We start from the raw sequence: 19023 nt of genomic DNA on the forward strand, positions 1-19023 counted from the left end.
CGAAAAAATATAAAAACACAATGGAGAAGATGTGTCTTTTCATAATAAAAACGTGCATTCGCGAAGAGGAACGCACGCTTTTCTTATTTTATCCCAATGGAAGCGTTTGAAAACGAAACTTGCCCAATTTTCATATATTTTTCATAACGTTTTTCGATTAATTCATCTTTCGAAATTCCGTTTAATTGTTCAAAAGTTTTTCTAATCATTAAGTCTATATTTTCTGACTGTTTCAAAAGATTACGGTGAGCTCCACCTTTTGCCTCTGGAATAATTTCATCAATTACACCTAATTCTTTCAAATCTGCTGCTGTAATTTTCATTGCTTCTGCAGCTTCCTTCGCTTTTCCTGCATCTTTCCAAAGAATTGCCGCTGCACCCTCTGGTGTAATAACAGAATAAGTGGAATTTTCTAGCATATGAATGTAATCTCCTACTCCAAGACCTAGCGCACCACCACTACCGCCTTCACCGATAACGATACAAATAACTGGTACCGTTAAACCTGCCATCTCAAATAGGTTGCGGGCAATAGCTTCACTTTGTCCACGTTCTTCAGCTGCTTTACCAGGATAAGCTCCCTTCGTATCGATGAAACAAATAATAGGACGATTAAACTTTTCCGCTTGTTTCATGAGACGCAGTGCTTTTCGATATCCTTCTGGATGAGGCATTCCAAAGTTACGGCGAATATTTTCTTTCGTATCTTTTCCGCGCTGATGCCCGATTACAGTTACAGGCATCCCTTTATATTTCGCAATGCCGCCGACAATCGCTGCATCATCGCCAAATAGACGATCTCCATGACATTCGAAAAAATCAGTAAATAAGTGCTCAATATAATCGAGCGTTGTCGGTCGTTCTGCATGACGAGCAATTTGAACACGGTCCCATACTTTTAGATTGCCGTATATATCTTCCTCTAAATTTTCTAGCTTTTCTTCCAAAATACGAATCTCCTCACTGAAGTCCATCTGGCTGTTTTTCGTATAGTCTTTCAGTTCACGAATCTTATTTCTTAGCTCAACAACTGGTTTTTCAAATTCTAGCTCTGCCATACAGCCATTTCCCCTCCTTGATGAACTTCTAAAATCTTGCGAAGCGATTCTCTCATATCATCACGATGCACCACCGCATCTAATTGACCATGATCTAGTAAGAATTCTGCCGTTTGGAAATCTTCTGGTAGTTTCTCACGCACCGTTTGTTCAATTACACGTCTACCAGCAAATCCGATAAGTGCACCTGGTTCTGCAAGATTATAATCACCAAGTGAAGCGAAACTCGCTGAAACCCCGCCCGTCGTTGGGTGAGTCATAACAGAAATAAATAATCCTCCTGCATTACTATGCTTTTTCAAAGCTACGCTTGTTTTTGCCATTTGCATTAAACTTAATATACCTTCTTGCATACGGGCACCACCCGAAGCAGTAAAGATAATAAATGGAACTTGTAAGTCGTACGCCTTTTCAACCGCACGGGCGATTTTTTCTCCTACTACAGAGCCCATGCTCCCCATTCGAAAACGAGAATCCATTACTGCAACAACAACAAGCATGTCATCAATTGTTCCTTCACCAGTTACAACCGCTTCGTTCAATTCAGTCTTCTTACGATCGCTCTCTAGTTTCTCTTCATAACCTGGAAACTCGAGTGGATTTAATGAAACCATTTCTTTGTCATACTCACGGAATGACCCTTCGTCCAATATACTATCAAGACGTTCCCATGCATTCATAGGATGATGATATCCACAATTCACACATACTTTTAAATTTTTTAGAAGTTCTTTCGTATACATGATTTTTTTACATTCCGGACATTTTGTCATAACGCCATCTGGCACATCTTTTCGTACTTGTTCTGAAGGTATTGCAGCGTACTTTTTCTTTTTCACGAATAAATCTCTTAGCACAATTTGACCCCCTTCGTTGAGAGCTAAGGTTAGCGTAAGAAGAAAATGGGGCTAACACCAAAGTTTGATGTTAGCCTTATCTTCTCAATCTGTCTAATAACCTCACTCTTTACGTTTAACTTTAACCGCTACGCGGTAGAATGTTTGTCATAACGTGTCATGGTCATTTCGACAAATTTTATACATTACGAGTGAAACTGTATATTCTCTACTAATTCATCGTAAATTTTTAGTGCATCATTTTCTTGTTTTTCTTCCAAAGTAGCATAAAGCTTTCTATACATATCGATAGAATCTCTTGAAACTTTACAAGAAAGAGTTGCTACGTAATCATTTACGATCATCCAAATGCGATATAGTAAATAATTATCGACTTGTTCAATAAGTGTTTTAAAGAACGTTTGATGAAGCGTTGGGATTGAGCTTTCATTTTCTTCAAGTACTTGGTGTAATCTACTTAGTACTTTAGAAAACGTTTCTTTCGGTAAATTACATACAATTCGAATCATATCTTTCTCAAGTAATCGTTTTGTTTGTAATAAATCACGAATTGTTTTCTCATCTTGCAGTAAGAACGGAGCAATTAATTGTACAAGACCGTTATCATAAAAGTTTCGAATAAACGTCCCTTCACCACGTCTTGTTTCAATCAATCCTACCAGTTCTAAAGCACGCAATGCTTCTCTTACAGAGGAACGTCCTACGTTTAAGCGTGAACTTAACTCACGCTCAGACGGTAAACGATCCCCCGCTACCAATCCATCCTCTTCCATAATGGAACGGATTTTTTTTACAATTTCGAGATATACTTTTGTATTTGATGATGTCAATGGAAATTCCTCGCTTATTCTTTACCAATCAGCGCTAATTGTTTTGTTTTTTCAGCGATCTCATTTGGATCTACTTGACGGCGAGCTACTCCTGTCTCCATTGCTGCTTTTGCAACGTAAGACGCTACTTGAGGCGCTACACGCGCGTCAAACGGTGCCGGAATGATATAGTCTGCATTTAACTCATCTTCTGCTACAAGCTCAGCAATAGCCTGTACAGCTGCCATCTTCATTTCTTCGTTAATTTGTGTCGCATGTACGTCAAGTGCACCACGGAAAATACCAGGGAACGCCAGTACATTATTTACTTGATTCGGGAAGTCAGAACGACCTGTTCCAACAACAGCTGCGCCCGCTGCTTTTGCCAATTCTGGCATAATTTCTGGAACTGGATTCGCCATTGCAAAAATAATCGCATCGTCATTCATTGTACGAACCATCTCTTCTGTTAATGCACCTTCTGCAGATACACCAATGAATACGTCCGCACCTTGTACAACATCAGCTAAAGAACCTTCTATACGATTCTTATTTGTATATTTTGCAACTTCATCCTTCACCGGATTCATACCTGTAGGACGACCATCATAGATTGCCCCTTTACGGTCACACATAATAATGTCGCGTACACCATAGCGATATAAAAGTTTAATAATTGCAATACCTGCTGCACCTGCGCCATTTGCGACAACTTTAATGTCAGACATTTTCTTTCCAACTAATTTCAGTGCATTTACAAGACCTGCTACTGTTACGATAGCTGTTCCGTGTTGATCATCATGGAAGATAGGAATATTTGTTTCTTTTTTCAAACGCTCTTCAATAATGAAGCAGTTTGGTGCTGCGATATCTTCTAAGTTAACGCCGCCAAAAGTTGGCTCCATTAATTTTACAGTTTCAACAATTTTATCTACATCGTTTGTATTTAAGGCAATTGGGAATGCATCTACACCAGCAAAGCTCTTGAATAATACAGCTTTACCTTCCATTACTGGAAGAGATGCTTCAGGTCCAATGTTACCAAGACCAAGTACAGCTGTTCCATCTGTCACAACTGCTACCATATTTCCCTTCATCGTATATTCATATACCTTACTTTTATCGTCATAAATTTCTTTACAAGGTTCTGCAACCCCTGGAGAATATGCAAGACTTAAATCTTTTGCATTTTCTACTTTTACTTTTGATACAGTTTCTAATTTTCCTTGATGCACTTTATGCATGTGAAGTGCTTCTTCACGAAGTGTTGACAAACTATCCACTCTCCTCAAATTATTCTTGCTGATATCAATTTCTCCAAGTGGTCTGACCACGAACACTACTACTATAATAATCGAAGTGTAGGGAAATTGTCCATTATATTTTCACAACTACATTTTCTTCCCCGACAATTTCACGAAGTGCTCCTAAACATTCTTCACTTGGATGAATCGATAAACTTCGAGATAATTGTACCATTTTATGTTCCTTTTCATAATAAATTAGTACTTTCGCAAAACCTGAATAGTCGAACAATATTTTCGTAACCTGATTTAAAAGCTTTTTCTCATACTGAGACGGCAATTTCACGTAAACAGATGCATCTTTCTTTTCTTCATACACATCCCTTTCCTCTAGCGGATATAGTCCATTTACAATCCACTGCAGCTTATGATTTCTTAGCTCAATCGTACCGTCAACTAAAACAATTGCTCCTTCTTGTAACTTATCCGAGAAATGTATATACGTTTCCGGGAAGAGGACCGCTTCCATTTCATCATTTTGATCACAGAATGTAATAAATGCCATCTTTTGAAACTTTTTCGTACGAATCACTCTCACACTTGTTATATACACAATGGCTCTTTGTACTTTTTTCTTATGTCGCATCGCCTGAGCGAGAGATGGAATTTCTAATTCTTTTGCTAACTTTACATACTGCGCAGTCGGATAACTTGATAAATAAAAGCCAAGTGCTTCTTTCTCTTTATTTAGTTGTTCAATAAAAGATAGCTCTTCTCCTTGTACGTATTTTGATTTTGGAACAGCATCTCCTAAATCACGCGCGAGATTTGCGTACTCCAACGCCCCTTTAAGACTTTTCCATAAATTTGTTCTCGAAACACCAAAATCATCAAAACATCCCGACCAGACGAAAGCTTCTAAATTGCGCTCTGTTACAAACTTTGATGGCATACGGAGACAAAATTCAAATAAATCTTCGAACATTCTTTTCTCTCGTTCTTCTAATAATGCCGTCACTGTAGCCATTCCAATATTTCGAATCGAAAGTAAACTGTAACGTATCGCATTCCCCTCTATTTGGAAGTTGTAACCACTTTTTTGAAGAGACGGCGGCAAAACATGAAAACCTTTCCGCTTCGTTTCTCGTATATACTGTACAATTTTATCTTCATTTCCAATTGCACTTGATAATAGTGCCGTCATAAATTCCAGCGTATAGTTCGCTTTTAAGTAGGCAAGCTGATATCCGATCATACTGTAAGCTACAGCGTGACTTCGGTTAAAACCGTAATTCGCAAATCTTACAATTAAATCGTAAATTTTCTCAGCAGATGTCTCATCGTAACCATTTTGCAAACAACCTTGGACAAAATGCTTACGTTCCTGATCTAAAATATCACGATTTTTTTTACTCACTGCACGGCGCAGTAAATCTGCTTCACCGAGCGAAAACCCTGCTAACTTCGATGCAATTTGCATAATTTGTTCTTGGTATACAATGACGCCGTATGTTCTTTCTAAAATTGGCTTTAAATCCGGATGTAAATATTCAATTTTTCTTTTTCCATGTTTCGATTCAATAAAGGTCGGTATCTGTTCCATCGGTCCCGGTCTGTATAATGAGTTAACAGCTACGATATCTTCAAACTCATTCGGTTTTAACCCGCGAAGTACATTTCGCATACCACCTGATTCAAGCTGGAATACACCTGTTGTATCCCCTCTCCCTAATAATTGGAACGTCTTTTCATCTTGAAGAGGTAAGTTTCTTATATCAATTTCTTTCCCTGTTTTATTCGCGATAAATTTTATAATATTTTCAAGTAACGTTAAATTACGCAGTCCTAAAAAGTCCATCTTAAGCAACCCAAGTTCTTCTAGTGCATCGGCTGGATATTGCGTAACATAAACATCGTTATGTCCTTCTTGAATTGCTACACTGCCTGTTAGCGGTTCTTGACTCATAATAACGCCAGCCGCATGAATAGACGTATGACGTGGTAAACCTTCTACACGTTTTGCGATTTCAAACACACGCTCATGCAGAAGATTCCCTTGTATAAACTCACGAAGTGATTGTGATTCTTCATATGCATCTTTTAACGTTATACCAAGCTTTGATGGGATAAGTTTTGAAAATATATCAATATCTCGCGGCGGAAGCCCCATTACGCGGGCAATGTCTCTTATTGCCGCTTTTGCTGCAAGCGTACCAAACGTTACAATTTGCGCAACACGGAGCTGACCGTATTTATCTTTCACATAGCGAATCATCTCATCACGTCTTACGTCTGGAAAATCAATATCAATATCGGGAAGCGTCACACGTTCAGGATTTAAAAACCTTTCAAATAATAGATCGTATTCAATCGGATCAATATCTGTAATTTCTAATACGTATGAGACGAGTGAACCAGCTGCCGATCCACGACCTGGTCCTGTTAAAATATGATTTTCATGTGCATACTTCATAAAATCCCATACGATGAGGAAATAATCACTAAATCCCATACGAGAAATAACATTTAATTCATGATTTAAACGCTTTATATGCACTTCTTTCGGCGCACCATATCGTTTCCGCAAACCTTCTTCACAAACACGACGCAAGTATATATCACTCGTTTCATTAGACGAAACAGGAAACTTCGGAAGTTGATTTACATGGAACGGTATTTCTACTTGGCAACGCTCTGCAATTTTCATTGTATTTTGGATTGCTTCCGGCGCATGGGAAAATAGTGCTTCCATTTCATCCGATGACTTTAAATAATATTGATCTGTTTTCAGCCTCGGCCTATCTGGATCAGTCATTTTCGTTCCACTTTCAACAGATAGTAAACATTCGTGAACAAGTGCGTCACTTTGATTGATATAGCGCACATCGTTTGTTGCAACGACTGGAATATTAACCCTACTAATAAATTCAGGTAGTTTCTCTTGTAAAAGCAACTCATCTTGAATCGCATGATACTGCAAACTCATATAAAAATGGCCGAACATATTTTGATATGTGCGAGCTACTTCTTCAGCCTGACTCTCATTGTCTTCTAGTAATAATTGCTCAATTTCGCCATCTTTACCTGGTGAAATAGCAATTAATCCTTTCGCATAATGCGCAAGCCACTTCTTAGGAATACCTTCTTTGGACTTTGTCATAATACTGCTAGAAATCTTTAATAAATTTTGGTAGCCTATTTCATTCTCAGCAAGTAATACAAGCGGATAAGACCTTTCTTCTTCTTCACTAAAAATAGAAGCGGTTAATCCAATAACAGGCTGTATACCATGTTTCTTACATGCTTTATAAAACGGAATAACGCCATACATAACATTTTCATCCGTAATAGCCAGCGATGAAAAACCAAGTTCTTTCGCCCTGACTACAAGCTCATCAATTTTACAAGCACTTTTTAATAAACTAAAAACGGTTTGACATTGTAAATGCACAAACTTCACTGTTGTACCCTCTCTTTACCTATTTGACTACTTTTATTATAGGTGATGAGGAAAGCGGAAATCAAAACATACTTCTTATACTTTGTCCATATATATGAAGAAGAAAGGGGAATGACGATGGATGTAAGAGAACATACTTTTTTCTCTCTGCTTATTATTAGTTATTTTATTGCCTTTGGGGTTATACTTGGCGGTTCATTAATTGGTGGATTTGGTGCGTTTCTTATCGGAAAACCGGCTCTAACTTACATTAATCAATTCGCCCAAAATTTAAGAATTTGGGCACTCGTTGCAGCAATCGGCGGAACATTCGATACCTTTTATAGCTTTGAAAGAAGTTTCTTTGGCGGAGATATGAAAGATATCGTAAAACAAATTCTCCTTATTTTTTTCGCAACTGGTGGTATGCAAACAGGTCTCATTATTATTAAATGGCTAACGCAGGAACATGTATGAGAGTACCAAGTGCCAATACAGCAAAAAGATGGTACTTAGTATTAGCTGGTGCTGCTGTTGGAGGCGTGTTGAGCTGGTTTATTTTTTTGTACATATACGGTGTTTTTCAAGAAGAACAAGCTAGTAAAATAGCAGAACAAAGAGAAATTATAGAAAAACAAGAAGCAAAGCTCCACGTCCTTCTCGAAGATCAAGAAAAATTGAACACTGAAAATAAACGGCTCTTAACCATTCAAGAAATTAAAATAAAACTTATCAATCGAGAAAAATACGATTTAGACAATCTTACACTCGAAAATATGACTACATCTATCCATAATGACCTCCAGCATCTTTTAACGAAAAACATTCAAAGTATCGCAAAAAATAAAGACCTACTCAAAAAGGTAATCGAAAACAAAACGTACAAACATTACGATCGACTATACCGTTTTAAAGTCGATACAATATCTTTTGATACAGTGCTTGAAATTAGCATTACTATAGAGAAAGAAAAATAAAGAAGGAGGGCTTTAGCGCCGCTCCTTCTTTTCGTTCTAACATATAATCTCTTATTTACAAATCTCACGTAAATCAGCAAAAAGACGATCCGCTTCTTCCCAAGAAGATGCCTTGGCACCAGAAGCCATCGGATGTCCTCCGCCGTTATATTGTATTGCCAATTTGTTTATAACTGGTCCTTTTGAACGAAGACGAACACGAATTACGTCGTCTTCCTCTAAAAATAGAACCCACGCCTTTAATCCGTCAATATTGCCAAGCGCTCCAACAACACCAGATGCTTCAGAAGGAAGTACATCAAATTCTTCTAATACTTCTTTCGTTAATTTAATGTACGCTGCTCCTTCTTCTACCATCGTAAAGTTCTGTAAAATATAACCGTTTAAACGAGCAATTTTTTCTTTTGTCTTATACATTTCATTGTATAAATCTGTGAATTTCACATCCATGTCAACAAGCTCACTTACGTAACGAAGTGTTTTTGCTGTCGTATTTGGGAATAAGAAACGACCTGTATCTCCAACAATTCCCGCTAAAATAAGGCGAGCTGCTTCTTTTGTTATTTTTAATCCTTTATCTTTTCCATACGTGTAAAACTCGTAAATCATTTCACTTGTAGAACTCGCTGTCGTATCTACCCATGTAATATCTCCATATGGATCTTCATTTGGATGATGATCAATTTTAATTAACATCTTCCCTTTTGTATAGCGTTGATCGTCAACACGTTCTTGATTCGCAGTATCACAAACAATAACAAGCGCATTTTCGTATACACTATCTTCAATATCATCCATTACTCGTAAGTATGCTAGTGACGGTTCATTGTACCCAACCGTATAAATATTTTTCTCTGGAAACGATTCTTGTAGAATTGTACCAAGACCACCCTGTGAACCTAATGCATCTGGATCCGGACGCACGTGGCGATGAATAATAATTGTATCAAACTCTTTAATTGCTCCTAAAATTTGCTCATGCATATGTATAATCTCCTTTTTAATCAACTTCTTCACTTTATCCTCCATTATAACGGAAAGTATTTCATACATGCGAACAATTGCTTTATAATAAAAGTTAGAAAGTTTAGATATTTCTTTTTTCTTTTCTATTATTTTTCACAAAGCGATGGGAGTGTTCATTATGCCAGTATTAGTCTTCTGTATTATCGTCTCATTTATGTTGTACCTCTTTTACAAAACAAAATACTTTCGTACAAACCGCCCAATGGAAAAAGGTTGGCTCTCAGGAAAATCCGCAATGGCACTCGGTTCATTCGTTTTATTTTTCGGGGTAAACCAATTCTTTTTAGAACTTTCAACCGCCCGTATTATTGTTGGTGTTTTATTCGTTCTATTTGGTAGTGCAAGTGTATTTAATGGGTTTCGCCAATACAAACACTTCTTACCATTAGCAGTTAAAGAAGCCGAAGTCTATGAAGCAACATAAAAAAAGCATCAATATTGTGATGCTTTTTTACGTCCCTTAACTTTCAAAATCATATATGCAACAAACGCAGATGGTATATTAAATGGGTTACCTTGTACGTGAAAATGTAATTGTTCTTCTCCAAAAGACATTTTTTCATATAGCTCTCGCTGAGATAATCCTGTCTTTTCCTTTTTTTCACGTAAACCTTGTAAATATAAATATTGGATCGGTATCATTACAAGGAAGTAAAATAGTGCGATACTACCAAAAAAGAGTACTGTTGATGACATAATGTATACCACCTTCCAGAAATCTATTTTATTACAATATAATCATAACACAATACACAACCGAATTAAATTACTATTCTGTCTTTTGTCACATTACTTTCCCACTAGCTTTTCCACTCCATCTAAAATCATGCCTTTCAAATTTAAAACAACAAAAAAGATGGAACAAATCAAAACGATTTGTTCCATCTTTTTATTTATCGATTAACTGCACCATAAGTAATGCTTTTCCAACGACATTACCATCATGATGCACCTCTACATCGACCTTACCAAATTTACGTCCAATTTCTAATACTTTCGGATGAACGGATACAACATTATCAATTTGAACTGGTTTTACGAAATAAATCGTTAAGTTTTCAACAATTAAATCGCTTTTCTTTTGCGCACGAATGACGCGATTTGTCGCTTCTGTCACAATTGTTGCAAATACACCGTACGATAACGTTCCGATTGAGTTCGTCATTTGCGGCGTCACTGAAAATTGATATAGATGCTCATTTTTCGCTTCTTTTGGCGTCATAAATTGATTCGTTACAATATCATCAATTGTTTCTCCAACTTGTGGCTGACGTTGAATCATTTGCAGTGCCTGAAGTACATCTTGACGGCTAATAATACCTTGCAGTTTATTTCCTTCCTCAACGACAGGAAGTAATTCAATTCCTTCCCACACCATCATACGTGCCGCAGCTGCGACAGACATTTTACCATTCACTGTAATTGGGTGTTTTGTCATTACTTTATCAATTGGTGTTTCTTTCGCTACACCGATCATGTCTTTTGAAGTTACGATTCCTAGCACTTTTTTATTTTCATCGACAATTGGATATCTTCCGTGCATTGTCTCTTCATTATATGCATGCCATTGCTGTACTGTATCATGCGGCTTTAAATATAACGTTTCTTCAATTGGTGTTAAAATATCCTCAACAAGTACAATTTCTTTCTTAATCAGTTGATCATAAATTGCACGGTTAATTAACGTTGCGACCGTAAATGTATCGTAGCTACTTGAAATAATCGGCAGCTTTAATTCATCTGCTAATTTCTTCACATGATCTTCCGTATCAAATCCGCCCGTAATTAATACAGCGGCTCCAGTTTCTAGCGCTAATTGATGTGCATTCGTACGGTTACCAATAATGAGTAAATTCCCAGCTTCTGTATAGCGCATCATCGCTTCTAATTTCATAGCTCCGATTACGAATTTATTTAATGTTTTATGTAGTCCTTCTCTGCCCCCAAGTACTTGACCGTCGACAATGTTAACGACTTCTGCATATGTCAGTTTTTCGATATTCTCTTTCTTCTTTTGTTCAATTCGAATTGTTCCGACACGTTCAATTGTACTAACATATCCTTTATTTTCTGCATCTTTAATTGCACGGTAAGCTGTCCCTTCACTTACACTCAAATCTTTCGCAATTTGTCTTACAGAAATTTTATGGCCTACTGGCAGGCTATTAATATGTTCTAAAATTTGGTTATGCTTGGTAGCCAAATGGTTTCACCATACTTTCTTTTCCCTAAATTCTTCATGTGTTGTACTTTCAGTATACTATATTTTCAAAACTGTTACACTCTCTCTTTGCATACCTGTACTATTTTTTTTATAACAAAATGACTCTTACATTCCACCAGTCATTCTATGACAACAATGTAATGCTTTTGTCATCTCATTCGATAGTTCGCCCACTTGATTCCCTATACAATGAAGACAAGAAATAAAACAAAGGAGCGAACACATGATGAAAAAACTTTTAGAGGTTGTAGGTGCTGTATTTTTAGCTTTCGTAGATGGGAAAAAAGTTGCAATGGAATTGAATGAAACACCTGAACAACCACGTACCAAAAGAAAAGAATCACCAAAACAAATACAAGCATTAAAAGCTGTCCTACACACGTAAAAAACCCTTCACTTTTCTTTTCAAATGAAGGGTTTCTTTTCTATAGTGTAATACTTTCTCCAGCTTCTAATACTTTCCCTGTACAATTTTGTAGCTTTTCTACAAATTGATATGGATCTTGTTCAATAACTGGGAACGTATTGTAATGCATCGGTACAACAGTTTTCGCATTAATCCATTTTGCTGCTAATACAGCATCTTCTGGTCCCATTGTGAAATTATCACCAATTGGTAAAAATGCTAGATCAACTTTATTCAATTCCCCAATTAACTTCATATCAGAGAATAGTGCAGTATCTCCTGCATGGTACACTGTTTTCTCTTCTGCTGTAAATAAAATACCTGCTGGCATACCTGTATATGTAATCGTCTTATTTGCTTCATCAATATAACTAGAGCCGTGGAATGCTTGTGTAAACTTCACTTTTCCGAAGTCAAATTCATGTGAACCACCAATATGCATCGGATTTGTATTTACACCTTGCCAACTTAAAAATGTTGCTAGTTCAAATGGCGCTACAACAACTGCATTATTTTTCTTCGCAAGTTCTACTGTATCTCCAACATGATCACCGTGTCCATGCGATAAAAGGATTGCATCCACTTTTACATCTTCAGCTTTTAAATCTGTTTTCGGATTACCTGTTAAAAACGGGTCAATTAAAATAACTTTTCCATTCGCCTCAATTTTCACGACTGAATGTCCATGATAAGATACTTTCATTATTACATTCCTCCCCTATTCACATTCTCACTTTTTATTCTACATGATTTTTCAATTCCCTGTCTTTTCTAACATCTATTTACTTGTCATAACGCTTTCTTCCGAGTTAAAGTTATATTTGTAATTAAATATCTCGGGGGTGCCAATCGATGAATGCTAGATTAGAAAATTTAATGCAATGGCTAAAAGAAAAAAACGTAGAAGCTGCGTTCTTAACTTCTACACCGAACGTCTTCTACATGACGAACTTCCACTGTGAACCGCATGAAAGATTACTTGGTATGTTTGTATTCCAAGAAAAAGAACCTATTTTAATTTGTCCTAAAATGGAAGAAGGTCAAGCACGTAACGCTGGCTGGGCACATGAAATTATCGGATTTACTGATACTGACAGACCATGGGATATGATTGCAAAAGCAATTAAAGACCGCGGCATCAATGCAAATGCAGTTGCAATTGAAAAAGAACATTTAAACGTAGAGCGCTACGAAGAATTAACGAAATTATTCCCAAATGCAGCTTTCAAATCAGCTGAGGAGAAAGTTCGCGAACTTCGTTTAATTAAAGATGAAAAAGAACTTTCTATTTTACGCGAAGCAGCTAAAATGGCGGACTACGCTGTTGAAGTTGGTGTAAATGCAATTAAAGAAAACCGCAGCGAGCTAGAAGTATTAGCAATTATTGAACACGAATTAAAAACAAAAGGCATACATAAAATGTCATTTGATACGATGGTATTAGCGGGTGCAAACTCTGCTCTTCCACACGGTATTCCTGGCGCAAACAAAATGAAGCGCGGTGATTTCGTACTATTTGATTTAGGTGTAATCATTGAAGGTTATTGCTCTGATATTACACGTACAGTAGCATTCGGTGAGATTTCTGAAGAGCAAACTCGCATTTACAACACTGTACTTGCTGGACAACTACAAGCAGTTGAAGCATGTAAACCAGGTGTTACACTTGGCGCAATCGACAACGCTGCTCGTTCTGTTATCGCAGATGCAGGTTACGGAGACTTCTTCCCGCACCGACTTGGTCATGGACTTGGAATTAGCGTACACGAATATCCAGATGTAAAAGCTGGTAACGAGTCTCCATTAAAAGAAGGTATGGTCTTCACAATCGAACCTGGTATTTACGTACCAAACGTAGGTGGCGTTCGTATTGAAGATGATATTTACATCACAAAAGACGGATCAGAAATTTTAACGAAATTCCCGAAAGAATTACAATTTGTGAAATAATAAAGTGAAACTTTAATCAGTGGGGATTTTGTTCATCCCCCACTGATTATTAGTTGAACCAATCGGACTTTTACGGACAGTTGATCCCCCACCTAACTTCTTTGCTTCCGCTGAATTTTGAGGTGGGGGTCTTACTGCCCGTTAAAGCGGGATAAAAAGGCAGCGTGAATGCTGCCTTTTTTTATTTCTCTACTATTTCAAATTTCTCTACAATCATTCTTGCTGGATAACTTTCAAGTATTTGAGAAAACCATACTTTTATTTTATCCCCTGTTTTTAACTGTTTACATGCGCCTTTGTCCTTAAAGCTCAAGACAATATGTGATGGATGCTCTTTATTCATTTGTTGTTCTATATAATTTTGTAACTCTACTTTTGTTTCAAATGTTTTATCATCGGCAAAAAACACCGTGTCATTTCTTAATATGATATACCCTTCTTTAGGCACTTCTTTTACAGTTACTTGCTCTACTTGTTTTGTAGTACACGCTGATAATATGACTAGAAATACACTTAAAAACATAACAATTTTCATATGTCTATTCATTTTTAACTCCTTACTCTAGGCTATTTCAAATTTAGCACCATCTTCTCCTCATACTTATCATCCCATTTAATTACAACTTCTATCGGTTCATCTTTAGATAGAGGTGCACAACTTACACAAGAAGATTTCATTTCAACCCTTGCTCCTTTATGAACTTCTGACTTTTGTGTCATTGTACTAAAGGCTCCATTAATAGCAATCTCTAAGTTTTTAAATTCTGTATTCCCATCTCCGCCCTTGTACTGAAACGTAAACATTCCATCTTCACTGTCATCCTTAATATGCCCTTTATATTGTCCAGTCCAACTTTTGCTCTCGCTAGAAAAATTAACATACGAAATGGAACAGCTTCCTAAAAAGAAAATACTAATGAAAAAGAATAATGCTCTCTTCATAATGCCCCCTCCATTCAAATGCACTTATTTATTGTCTATTTCTTCCTCTTATTATATTATAAAAATACAGAATTTTCTAAAATATGGGGTTTATATGTTACAACAACAGTTAGAAAAAATTCGTAATAATAATTACATCATAGATAACACACTTCATATTGATTCTTTAAGTTCCAGTATACTTGAACATATCGGTGTTACTGATAGCTATTTAAGGGACAAACTTATTTACTCTACTTTTTATCATCTCATCAAAAATCGCTACCTTTCACACACACAATTACAGAAACTATTATTAGAAAGCATCAGTGAAAAATATTTATTGTATAAAATTCATTCAGGTGACGAAGATGCTGTATTTACTCGCGCATTTACGACCTTATTAATTGCGCTCATTATAGATGCAGATACAACTCATAATTTCTTATCACAGAATGATATTTTAACTGTAAAAGATCAATTAATTCTATATATGAACAATGAACATGATTTCCGCGGATATGTTACAGACCACGGCTGGGCACATAGTATCGCTCATGCTTCCGATACATTTAAGGCGCTTGTTCATAATCCTAAACTAGAAACTTTACATTACGAAGAGATATTAAAAACTTTGTTAAACAAAGTTTTTGTCCATTCTATTTACTACAAATATGAAGAAGACGAGCGTCTCGTTTATCCGATTGTCGCAATGCTGCAAAATGGCCTAAAAGAAGAAATACTCATATTAGCCCTTCGTGACTTAGTAGCTCAATTACTGTTCCAAAAACAAGCACTACCTATTGAATCGTACGAGTTTTTATATGGAAATACAAAATCTTTCTTACGTAGCTTATTTTTCAGACTACGCACACTTTCTATATGTGAAGAAACCGAATTCGAAATTGAAAAATTGCTACAAGAGCTTCCAAAATATTATTAAAAAAGAAGGCCACTCAAAAAGTGCCTTCTTCTATTTCACTAATATTTAATTGAAATTTCACGATCCAAACTGAGAAAAGGTGGACAAGAAGCGCAAACGCCATACATGCTCCACTTAAAAAAGTTAGTATAGGATGCGAATACACGTGCCCCAACCCATAGGATATCGCCACGAAAAACATTGTTATGTAAATATAAATTGCTCCATGTATTTGCCTCATATAAACCTCCTTTTCCCATATTATAACATAAATTTTCTGATTATTCACATTAATTACTTGTAATCAATATTTCTCAACTGTTACACCTCTTACAGCAGCCTTAATATACGGTGACCCTTGTAAACTTTGTAAATCCTCTGTTTTTCCTGTTACGACTATACCGTATATTGGTAGGTCTTTTGGTTTGGTGTTTTTTATTTCTTTATCCCGCATTAACGGGCAGTAAGACCTCACATCAAAATTCAGCGGAAGCAAGAAGTTAGATGGGGGATGAACCCCACACTGATTAAAGTTTCACTTTATAGTTTATCCTAAAATATTCTCAGTATCCCTCTTTATTTTCACTTAAAGACATCCAAATGCAGCTTTTATAAATTGTTTCATAATAAAAAGCACATCCATTTTGATGCGCTCTTCACATATATTTTAGTAACATATGAATCATTTTTTTGAAATAAAAACTCCCACTCATCTCTCCCCATACTATCGTTATGACTTAGTTGCCATAATAATTGAACGAGGATAAAACCCCAGCTTTTCATAAAACGATACTGCTTCATTTCCATATACTACTGTTAATTCAATTTCATCTATCTTCTTCGCTTTAAACCATTCCACTGCACTATTCATTAATTTCAAGCCAAATCCATTTCTTCGGTATTTTTCATCAACAAATAAAACTTCAATCTTTCCGCTTACACTTTTACTATACGCTATACAAAATCCTAATACATCATCTGTTTCCGCCTCAACTAATAATTCAATTCTATATTCCCCGTAATTTGAATTCTGTTTATAATTTTCAATACGTTCCTCAAATGTCATTCTTGGATAATCACCAGAAAAATGTTTTGATTTATTATTATGATATTCATGCAATTTATTTAAAGGTTCTCTTATTATTTCTATTTCACCGAGAGTGATATATTTATTACTAATTTTCATCCTACAGCATCTCCAATAATATATATTCCAACAAAAAAGAAGATCATTTTACGGTTATAAAATAACAATCTATTATTTCATCGCTTCCTTCACAACATCTTGAATCATAACAACTTCTGTTTTCATATCAATAGACGGTGCTTCTTCATCGATACATTCATACCAAAACGCTAAGTGCTTTTTATCAATTTCATGATGCGAATTTTCGACAAAAATACCACCTTCTCCTTGCACAGAATACCAATATAAGTACTCTTCTCCATCTCTTATTTCCCGGAAAATTGTCTCAACGTACATCTTTTCGTCGTTTAATGTCAAAAGCACTTCTTTCAAATTGTCATTAAGAAGCTGCATCCATTCATCTACTCGATGACTCTTACCAGGCTTAACTTTAAATCTTGTTAATTCTACATTCATTTTTATTCCCCCGTTTTCTTACGTACAAACAAACTATATTCTATTGGATGATAAAAACTTAATTTACTAGCTAATTTTCGCGAAGGAATATTGTCTACATAACAATCCCAGCTCGGTATAATGTCATTTTGCATGCAATGTTCAATGAACCTTGTTGCAACAGCTTGAGCTAATCCTTTCCCTTGATGCGCTTCATGTGTTGCAATATCTATTTCAGCAAAACCATTCCCGCTAAATATTGAGACGCATTCAGCTACAATTATTCCATCTTTTTCTATACAAAATCCAAAACCACTGTTCAAAAAAGTTTCTTTTGATCCCCAATATTCTTTGTAGTACTCCTTTTTAAATTCACTGCTGCGCTCTATATCTCTTCTATCAATACGCTTCACTTCATATGTATTTTTGTTAAAATCTCGTTGGCTCTCTTCAAAGGTTACGCTTTGAAATTTCATTCGCGGGATGTTCCGAAGTACATTACTAAAACGCTCTTCTATCATCATTTCCCACTCTTCACTCGAAGTGAAGAGTGTAAATCTCTTCTTTGTTTTTTCAATAGCCATTTTTAAATATGAAAATAACTCTTCGTTATAATTTTGATCATCCGTATCACCAAATAAATAATAGATACCGTTAGCTGTAATAATTAATCCTGCTGTTAATTGCCCGTTTATAAAAACCTCACCATCTATCATTTGATCACATACCGCATAAGCAAACGTCGTCGTTCTTGTATTACCTTCTAAAACCGGAAGAACTTTTCTATAATCGGCTACAGATAATTTTTTCATAATTGCTCCACTTTAATCGTATCAGCCTCTATATGTTCAAAACAAAGATTTACCGTTCTCTTTAATGCTCTCGTTCTATGAATCGTACATGCTGGAATTAAAATAGAATCATTTGGCTTTAAAACCGCTGTTTCTCCATCTTCAAAATCAATAAGTAATTCTCCCTCTAGCACAATAAATAATTCATCCGAATTAGAATGATAGTGCCAATCATATTCACCAGTAAATACAGCGATTCGTAAACAATGACTGTTTATATTTGAAACGACGAAGTTTTTATGTTGATCTTGAATGTCTTTTGTTAATTCTATTAAGTTCACAGTTTCCATATTTCGTCCCATCCTTTCATTAGTCGTTCTTCTGAAAAATTAACTTAATCTCCACCACCTCCGCAATCTCCTCCACCATCACTTGAGCTACTACAATCACTGCTACTGTAGTCACCGAATCCACTTGATGAGCTTGAAGCGTATGAAGATTTTTTGCTTCTTTTTCTATCTTTTTTACTTTCATGACTAGGCCATACTGTAGCAAAGAGTATAACGAATAAGGCTAATTCTATTACAACAAGTATAAATTCTAGAATGCTCTCAATAATATTGGGAGTTATCCCAAAACTGTAAAACACTCCAAATGAATACATACACAAAATTACATACAGAGCCATACAAATATACCGGAATGTTTTTTCTATCATAATGACTACTTTTTGTGAAAAAGGTATGTTCTGTTCCTGTTTTTTCTTTATGTACTTTTGTCTTTTAGCTTGCTTTTGCTTCCTCTTTTTACTCCCCAT

General features: G+C 36.0%; 23 protein-coding genes and 1 pseudogene. 6 read left to right on the plus strand and 18 right to left on the minus strand.

Translation table 11 applies throughout. The features are described from left to right. Nucleotides 1-83 precede the first annotated feature (83 nt). The 5 genes from accA to dnaE all read right to left on the minus strand — a co-directional run bounded on the left by accA (nt 84) and on the right by dnaE (nt 7428). Nucleotides 84-1058, minus strand: a complete 975-nt coding sequence (accA, locus tag MR170_RS03700) for an acetyl-CoA carboxylase carboxyl transferase subunit alpha (RefSeq protein ID WP_000818801.1) — start codon at nt 1056-1058, stop codon at nt 84-86. After that, a complete protein-coding gene (accD, locus tag MR170_RS03705) occupies nt 1046-1915 on the minus strand; it encodes an acetyl-CoA carboxylase, carboxyltransferase subunit beta (RefSeq protein WP_000942856.1) in 870 nt (289 codons plus the stop codon). The genes accA and accD overlap by 13 nt, the downstream gene beginning before the upstream one ends. A gap of 185 nt (nt 1916-2100) precedes the next feature. Beyond that, complete coding sequence (locus MR170_RS03710) at nt 2101-2745, minus strand: FadR/GntR family transcriptional regulator (RefSeq protein WP_000204444.1); 645 nt, start codon at nt 2743-2745, stop codon at nt 2101-2103. A gap of 14 nt (nt 2746-2759) precedes the next feature. After that, entirely contained in the window at nt 2760-3968 is a 1209-nt protein-coding gene (gene ystJ, locus MR170_RS03715) for an NADP-dependent malic enzyme (protein ID WP_162200710.1), read from the minus strand. Between the two features lie 133 nt (nt 3969-4101). Continuing rightward, complete coding sequence (gene dnaE, locus MR170_RS03720) at nt 4102-7428, minus strand: DNA polymerase III subunit alpha (RefSeq protein ID WP_242307253.1); 3327 nt, start codon at nt 7426-7428, stop codon at nt 4102-4104. Between the two features lie 42 nt (nt 7429-7470). On the opposite strand from dnaE, the gene MR170_RS03725 reads away from it, so the two are divergent. Then, nucleotides 7471-7884 (plus strand): YtrH family sporulation protein, encoded by a 414-nt coding sequence (locus MR170_RS03725; RefSeq protein ID WP_002005839.1) that lies wholly within the window; start codon nt 7471-7473, stop codon nt 7882-7884. Next, entirely contained in the window at nt 7881-8384 is a 504-nt protein-coding gene (gene ytrI / locus MR170_RS03730) for a sporulation membrane protein YtrI (protein WP_001265736.1), read from the plus strand. The genes MR170_RS03725 and ytrI overlap by 4 nt, the downstream gene beginning before the upstream one ends. A gap of 51 nt (nt 8385-8435) precedes the next feature. On the opposite strand, the gene MR170_RS03735 is transcribed toward ytrI, so the two are convergent. Next, nucleotides 8436-9368 (minus strand): DHH family phosphoesterase, encoded by a 933-nt coding sequence (locus tag MR170_RS03735; protein ID WP_242307254.1) that lies wholly within the window; start codon nt 9366-9368, stop codon nt 8436-8438. 160 nt (nt 9369-9528) lie between these two features. Here MR170_RS03735 and MR170_RS03740 point away from each other — a divergent pair, with 160 nt between their 5' ends. Beyond that, complete coding sequence (locus MR170_RS03740) at nt 9529-9834, plus strand: YtpI family protein (protein WP_016080095.1); 306 nt, start codon at nt 9529-9531, stop codon at nt 9832-9834. A gap of 8 nt (nt 9835-9842) precedes the next feature. Here the strand turns inward: MR170_RS03740 and MR170_RS03745 are convergent, their stop codons facing one another. Next, nucleotides 9843-10106, minus strand: coding sequence for a DUF3949 domain-containing protein (locus tag MR170_RS03745; RefSeq protein ID WP_016080094.1), 264 nt, complete (start codon nt 10104-10106; stop codon nt 9843-9845). A gap of 193 nt (nt 10107-10299) precedes the next feature. Continuing rightward, nucleotides 10300-11613, minus strand: coding sequence for a CBS domain-containing protein (locus MR170_RS03750; RefSeq protein WP_016080093.1), 1314 nt, complete (start codon nt 11611-11613; stop codon nt 10300-10302). A gap of 244 nt (nt 11614-11857) precedes the next feature. Here MR170_RS03750 and MR170_RS03755 point away from each other — a divergent pair, with 244 nt between their 5' ends. Then, nucleotides 11858-12019 (plus strand): hypothetical protein, encoded by a 162-nt coding sequence (locus tag MR170_RS03755; protein WP_000976304.1) that lies wholly within the window; start codon nt 11858-11860, stop codon nt 12017-12019. Between the two features lie 40 nt (nt 12020-12059). Here the strand turns inward: MR170_RS03755 and MR170_RS03760 are convergent, their stop codons facing one another. Beyond that, on the minus strand, nt 12060-12743 hold the full coding sequence (locus MR170_RS03760; RefSeq protein WP_242307255.1) for a metal-dependent hydrolase: 684 nt from the start codon (nt 12741-12743) through the stop codon (nt 12060-12062). A gap of 149 nt (nt 12744-12892) precedes the next feature. Here MR170_RS03760 and pepQ point away from each other — a divergent pair, with 149 nt between their 5' ends. Then, nucleotides 12893-13990, plus strand: a complete 1098-nt coding sequence (gene pepQ, locus MR170_RS03765; RefSeq protein WP_000994037.1) for a Xaa-Pro dipeptidase — start codon at nt 12893-12895, stop codon at nt 13988-13990. A gap of 181 nt (nt 13991-14171) precedes the next feature. Here pepQ and MR170_RS03770 read toward each other — a convergent pair whose 3' ends face one another. Both MR170_RS03770 and MR170_RS03775 read right to left on the minus strand, forming a co-directional pair. Next, a complete protein-coding gene (locus tag MR170_RS03770) occupies nt 14172-14537 on the minus strand; it encodes a DUF3221 domain-containing protein (RefSeq protein WP_016080091.1) in 366 nt (121 codons plus the stop codon). Nucleotides 14538-14557: 20 nt separating this feature from the next. After that, entirely contained in the window at nt 14558-14932 is a 375-nt protein-coding gene (locus MR170_RS03775) for a hypothetical protein (RefSeq protein ID WP_242307258.1), read from the minus strand. A gap of 94 nt (nt 14933-15026) precedes the next feature. Here MR170_RS03775 and MR170_RS03780 point away from each other — a divergent pair, with 94 nt between their 5' ends. Continuing rightward, nucleotides 15027-15854 (plus strand): DUF2785 domain-containing protein, encoded by an 828-nt coding sequence (locus MR170_RS03780; protein ID WP_242307259.1) that lies wholly within the window; start codon nt 15027-15029, stop codon nt 15852-15854. A 13-nt stretch (nt 15855-15867) separates the two neighbouring features. On the opposite strand, the gene MR170_RS03785 is transcribed toward MR170_RS03780, so the two are convergent. From MR170_RS03785 to MR170_RS03815, 7 genes and pseudogenes are all read right to left on the minus strand, one after another. After that, on the minus strand, nt 15868-16074 hold the full coding sequence (locus tag MR170_RS03785) for a hypothetical protein (RefSeq protein ID WP_001248905.1): 207 nt from the start codon (nt 16072-16074) through the stop codon (nt 15868-15870). Between the two features lie 63 nt (nt 16075-16137). Then, nucleotides 16138-16278, minus strand: a pseudogene (locus MR170_RS03790) (anti sigma factor C-terminal domain-containing protein); the annotation flags it as partial. A gap of 285 nt (nt 16279-16563) precedes the next feature. Beyond that, nucleotides 16564-17019, minus strand: coding sequence for a GNAT family N-acetyltransferase (locus MR170_RS03795; RefSeq protein WP_086405840.1), 456 nt, complete (start codon nt 17017-17019; stop codon nt 16564-16566). A 72-nt stretch (nt 17020-17091) separates the two neighbouring features. Beyond that, nucleotides 17092-17436, minus strand: a complete 345-nt coding sequence (locus tag MR170_RS03800; protein WP_001100204.1) for a DUF6176 family protein — start codon at nt 17434-17436, stop codon at nt 17092-17094. A 2-nt stretch (nt 17437-17438) separates the two neighbouring features. Next, a complete protein-coding gene (locus tag MR170_RS03805; RefSeq protein ID WP_242307260.1) occupies nt 17439-18227 on the minus strand; it encodes a GNAT family N-acetyltransferase in 789 nt (262 codons plus the stop codon). Beyond that, complete coding sequence (locus tag MR170_RS03810; protein ID WP_000450933.1) at nt 18224-18556, minus strand: cupin domain-containing protein; 333 nt, start codon at nt 18554-18556, stop codon at nt 18224-18226. The genes MR170_RS03805 and MR170_RS03810 overlap by 4 nt, the downstream gene beginning before the upstream one ends. Nucleotides 18557-18600: 44 nt before the next feature. After that, the gene (locus tag MR170_RS03815) at nt 18601-19023 is read right to left on the minus strand and encodes a hypothetical protein (RefSeq protein ID WP_242307272.1); all 423 of its coding nucleotides are present in this window, start codon (nt 19021-19023) and stop codon (nt 18601-18603) included.

The organism is Bacillus cereus group sp. BfR-BA-01524, assembly GCF_022662595.1.
Taxonomy (GTDB): Bacteria; Bacillota; Bacilli; order Bacillales; family Bacillaceae_G; genus Bacillus_A; species Bacillus_A thuringiensis_S.

Excerpts from the sequence above, each read along its gene's own strand:
- accA (WP_000818801.1), bottom strand. The coding sequence starts at position 1,058 with ATGGCAGAGCTAGAATTTGAAAAACCAGTTGTTGAGCTAAGAAATAAG.
- ystJ (WP_162200710.1), bottom strand. The coding sequence starts at position 3,968 with ATGCATAAAGTGCATCAAGGAAAATTAGAAACTGTATCAAAAGTAAAA.
- ytrI (WP_001265736.1), top strand. The coding sequence starts at position 7,881 with ATGAGAGTACCAAGTGCCAATACAGCAAAAAGATGGTACTTAGTATTA.
- MR170_RS03735 (WP_242307254.1), bottom strand. The coding sequence starts at position 9,368 with ATGCATGAGCAAATTTTAGGAGCAATTAAAGAGTTTGATACAATTATT.
- MR170_RS03740 (WP_016080095.1), top strand. The coding sequence starts at position 9,529 with ATGCCAGTATTAGTCTTCTGTATTATCGTCTCATTTATGTTGTACCTC.
- MR170_RS03745 (WP_016080094.1), bottom strand. The coding sequence starts at position 10,106 with ATGTCATCAACAGTACTCTTTTTTGGTAGTATCGCACTATTTTACTTC.
- MR170_RS03755 (WP_000976304.1), top strand. The coding sequence starts at position 11,858 with ATGATGAAAAAACTTTTAGAGGTTGTAGGTGCTGTATTTTTAGCTTTC.
- MR170_RS03760 (WP_242307255.1), bottom strand. The coding sequence starts at position 12,743 with ATGAAAGTATCTTATCATGGACATTCAGTCGTGAAAATTGAGGCGAAT.
- pepQ (WP_000994037.1), top strand. The coding sequence starts at position 12,893 with ATGAATGCTAGATTAGAAAATTTAATGCAATGGCTAAAAGAAAAAAAC.
- MR170_RS03770 (WP_016080091.1), bottom strand. The coding sequence starts at position 14,537 with ATGAATAGACATATGAAAATTGTTATGTTTTTAAGTGTATTTCTAGTC.
- MR170_RS03775 (WP_242307258.1), bottom strand. The coding sequence starts at position 14,932 with ATGAAGAGAGCATTATTCTTTTTCATTAGTATTTTCTTTTTAGGAAGC.
- MR170_RS03780 (WP_242307259.1), top strand. The coding sequence starts at position 15,027 with ATGTTACAACAACAGTTAGAAAAAATTCGTAATAATAATTACATCATA.
- MR170_RS03785 (WP_001248905.1), bottom strand. The coding sequence starts at position 16,074 with ATGAGGCAAATACATGGAGCAATTTATATTTACATAACAATGTTTTTC.
- MR170_RS03795 (WP_086405840.1), bottom strand. The coding sequence starts at position 17,019 with ATGAAAATTAGTAATAAATATATCACTCTCGGTGAAATAGAAATAATA.
- MR170_RS03800 (WP_001100204.1), bottom strand. The coding sequence starts at position 17,436 with ATGAATGTAGAATTAACAAGATTTAAAGTTAAGCCTGGTAAGAGTCAT.
- MR170_RS03805 (WP_242307260.1), bottom strand. The coding sequence starts at position 18,227 with ATGAAAAAATTATCTGTAGCCGATTATAGAAAAGTTCTTCCGGTTTTA.
- MR170_RS03810 (WP_000450933.1), bottom strand. The coding sequence starts at position 18,556 with ATGGAAACTGTGAACTTAATAGAATTAACAAAAGACATTCAAGATCAA.
- MR170_RS03815 (WP_242307272.1), bottom strand. The coding sequence starts at position 19,023 with ATGGGGAGTAAAAAGAGGAAGCAAAAGCAAGCTAAAAGACAAAAGTAC.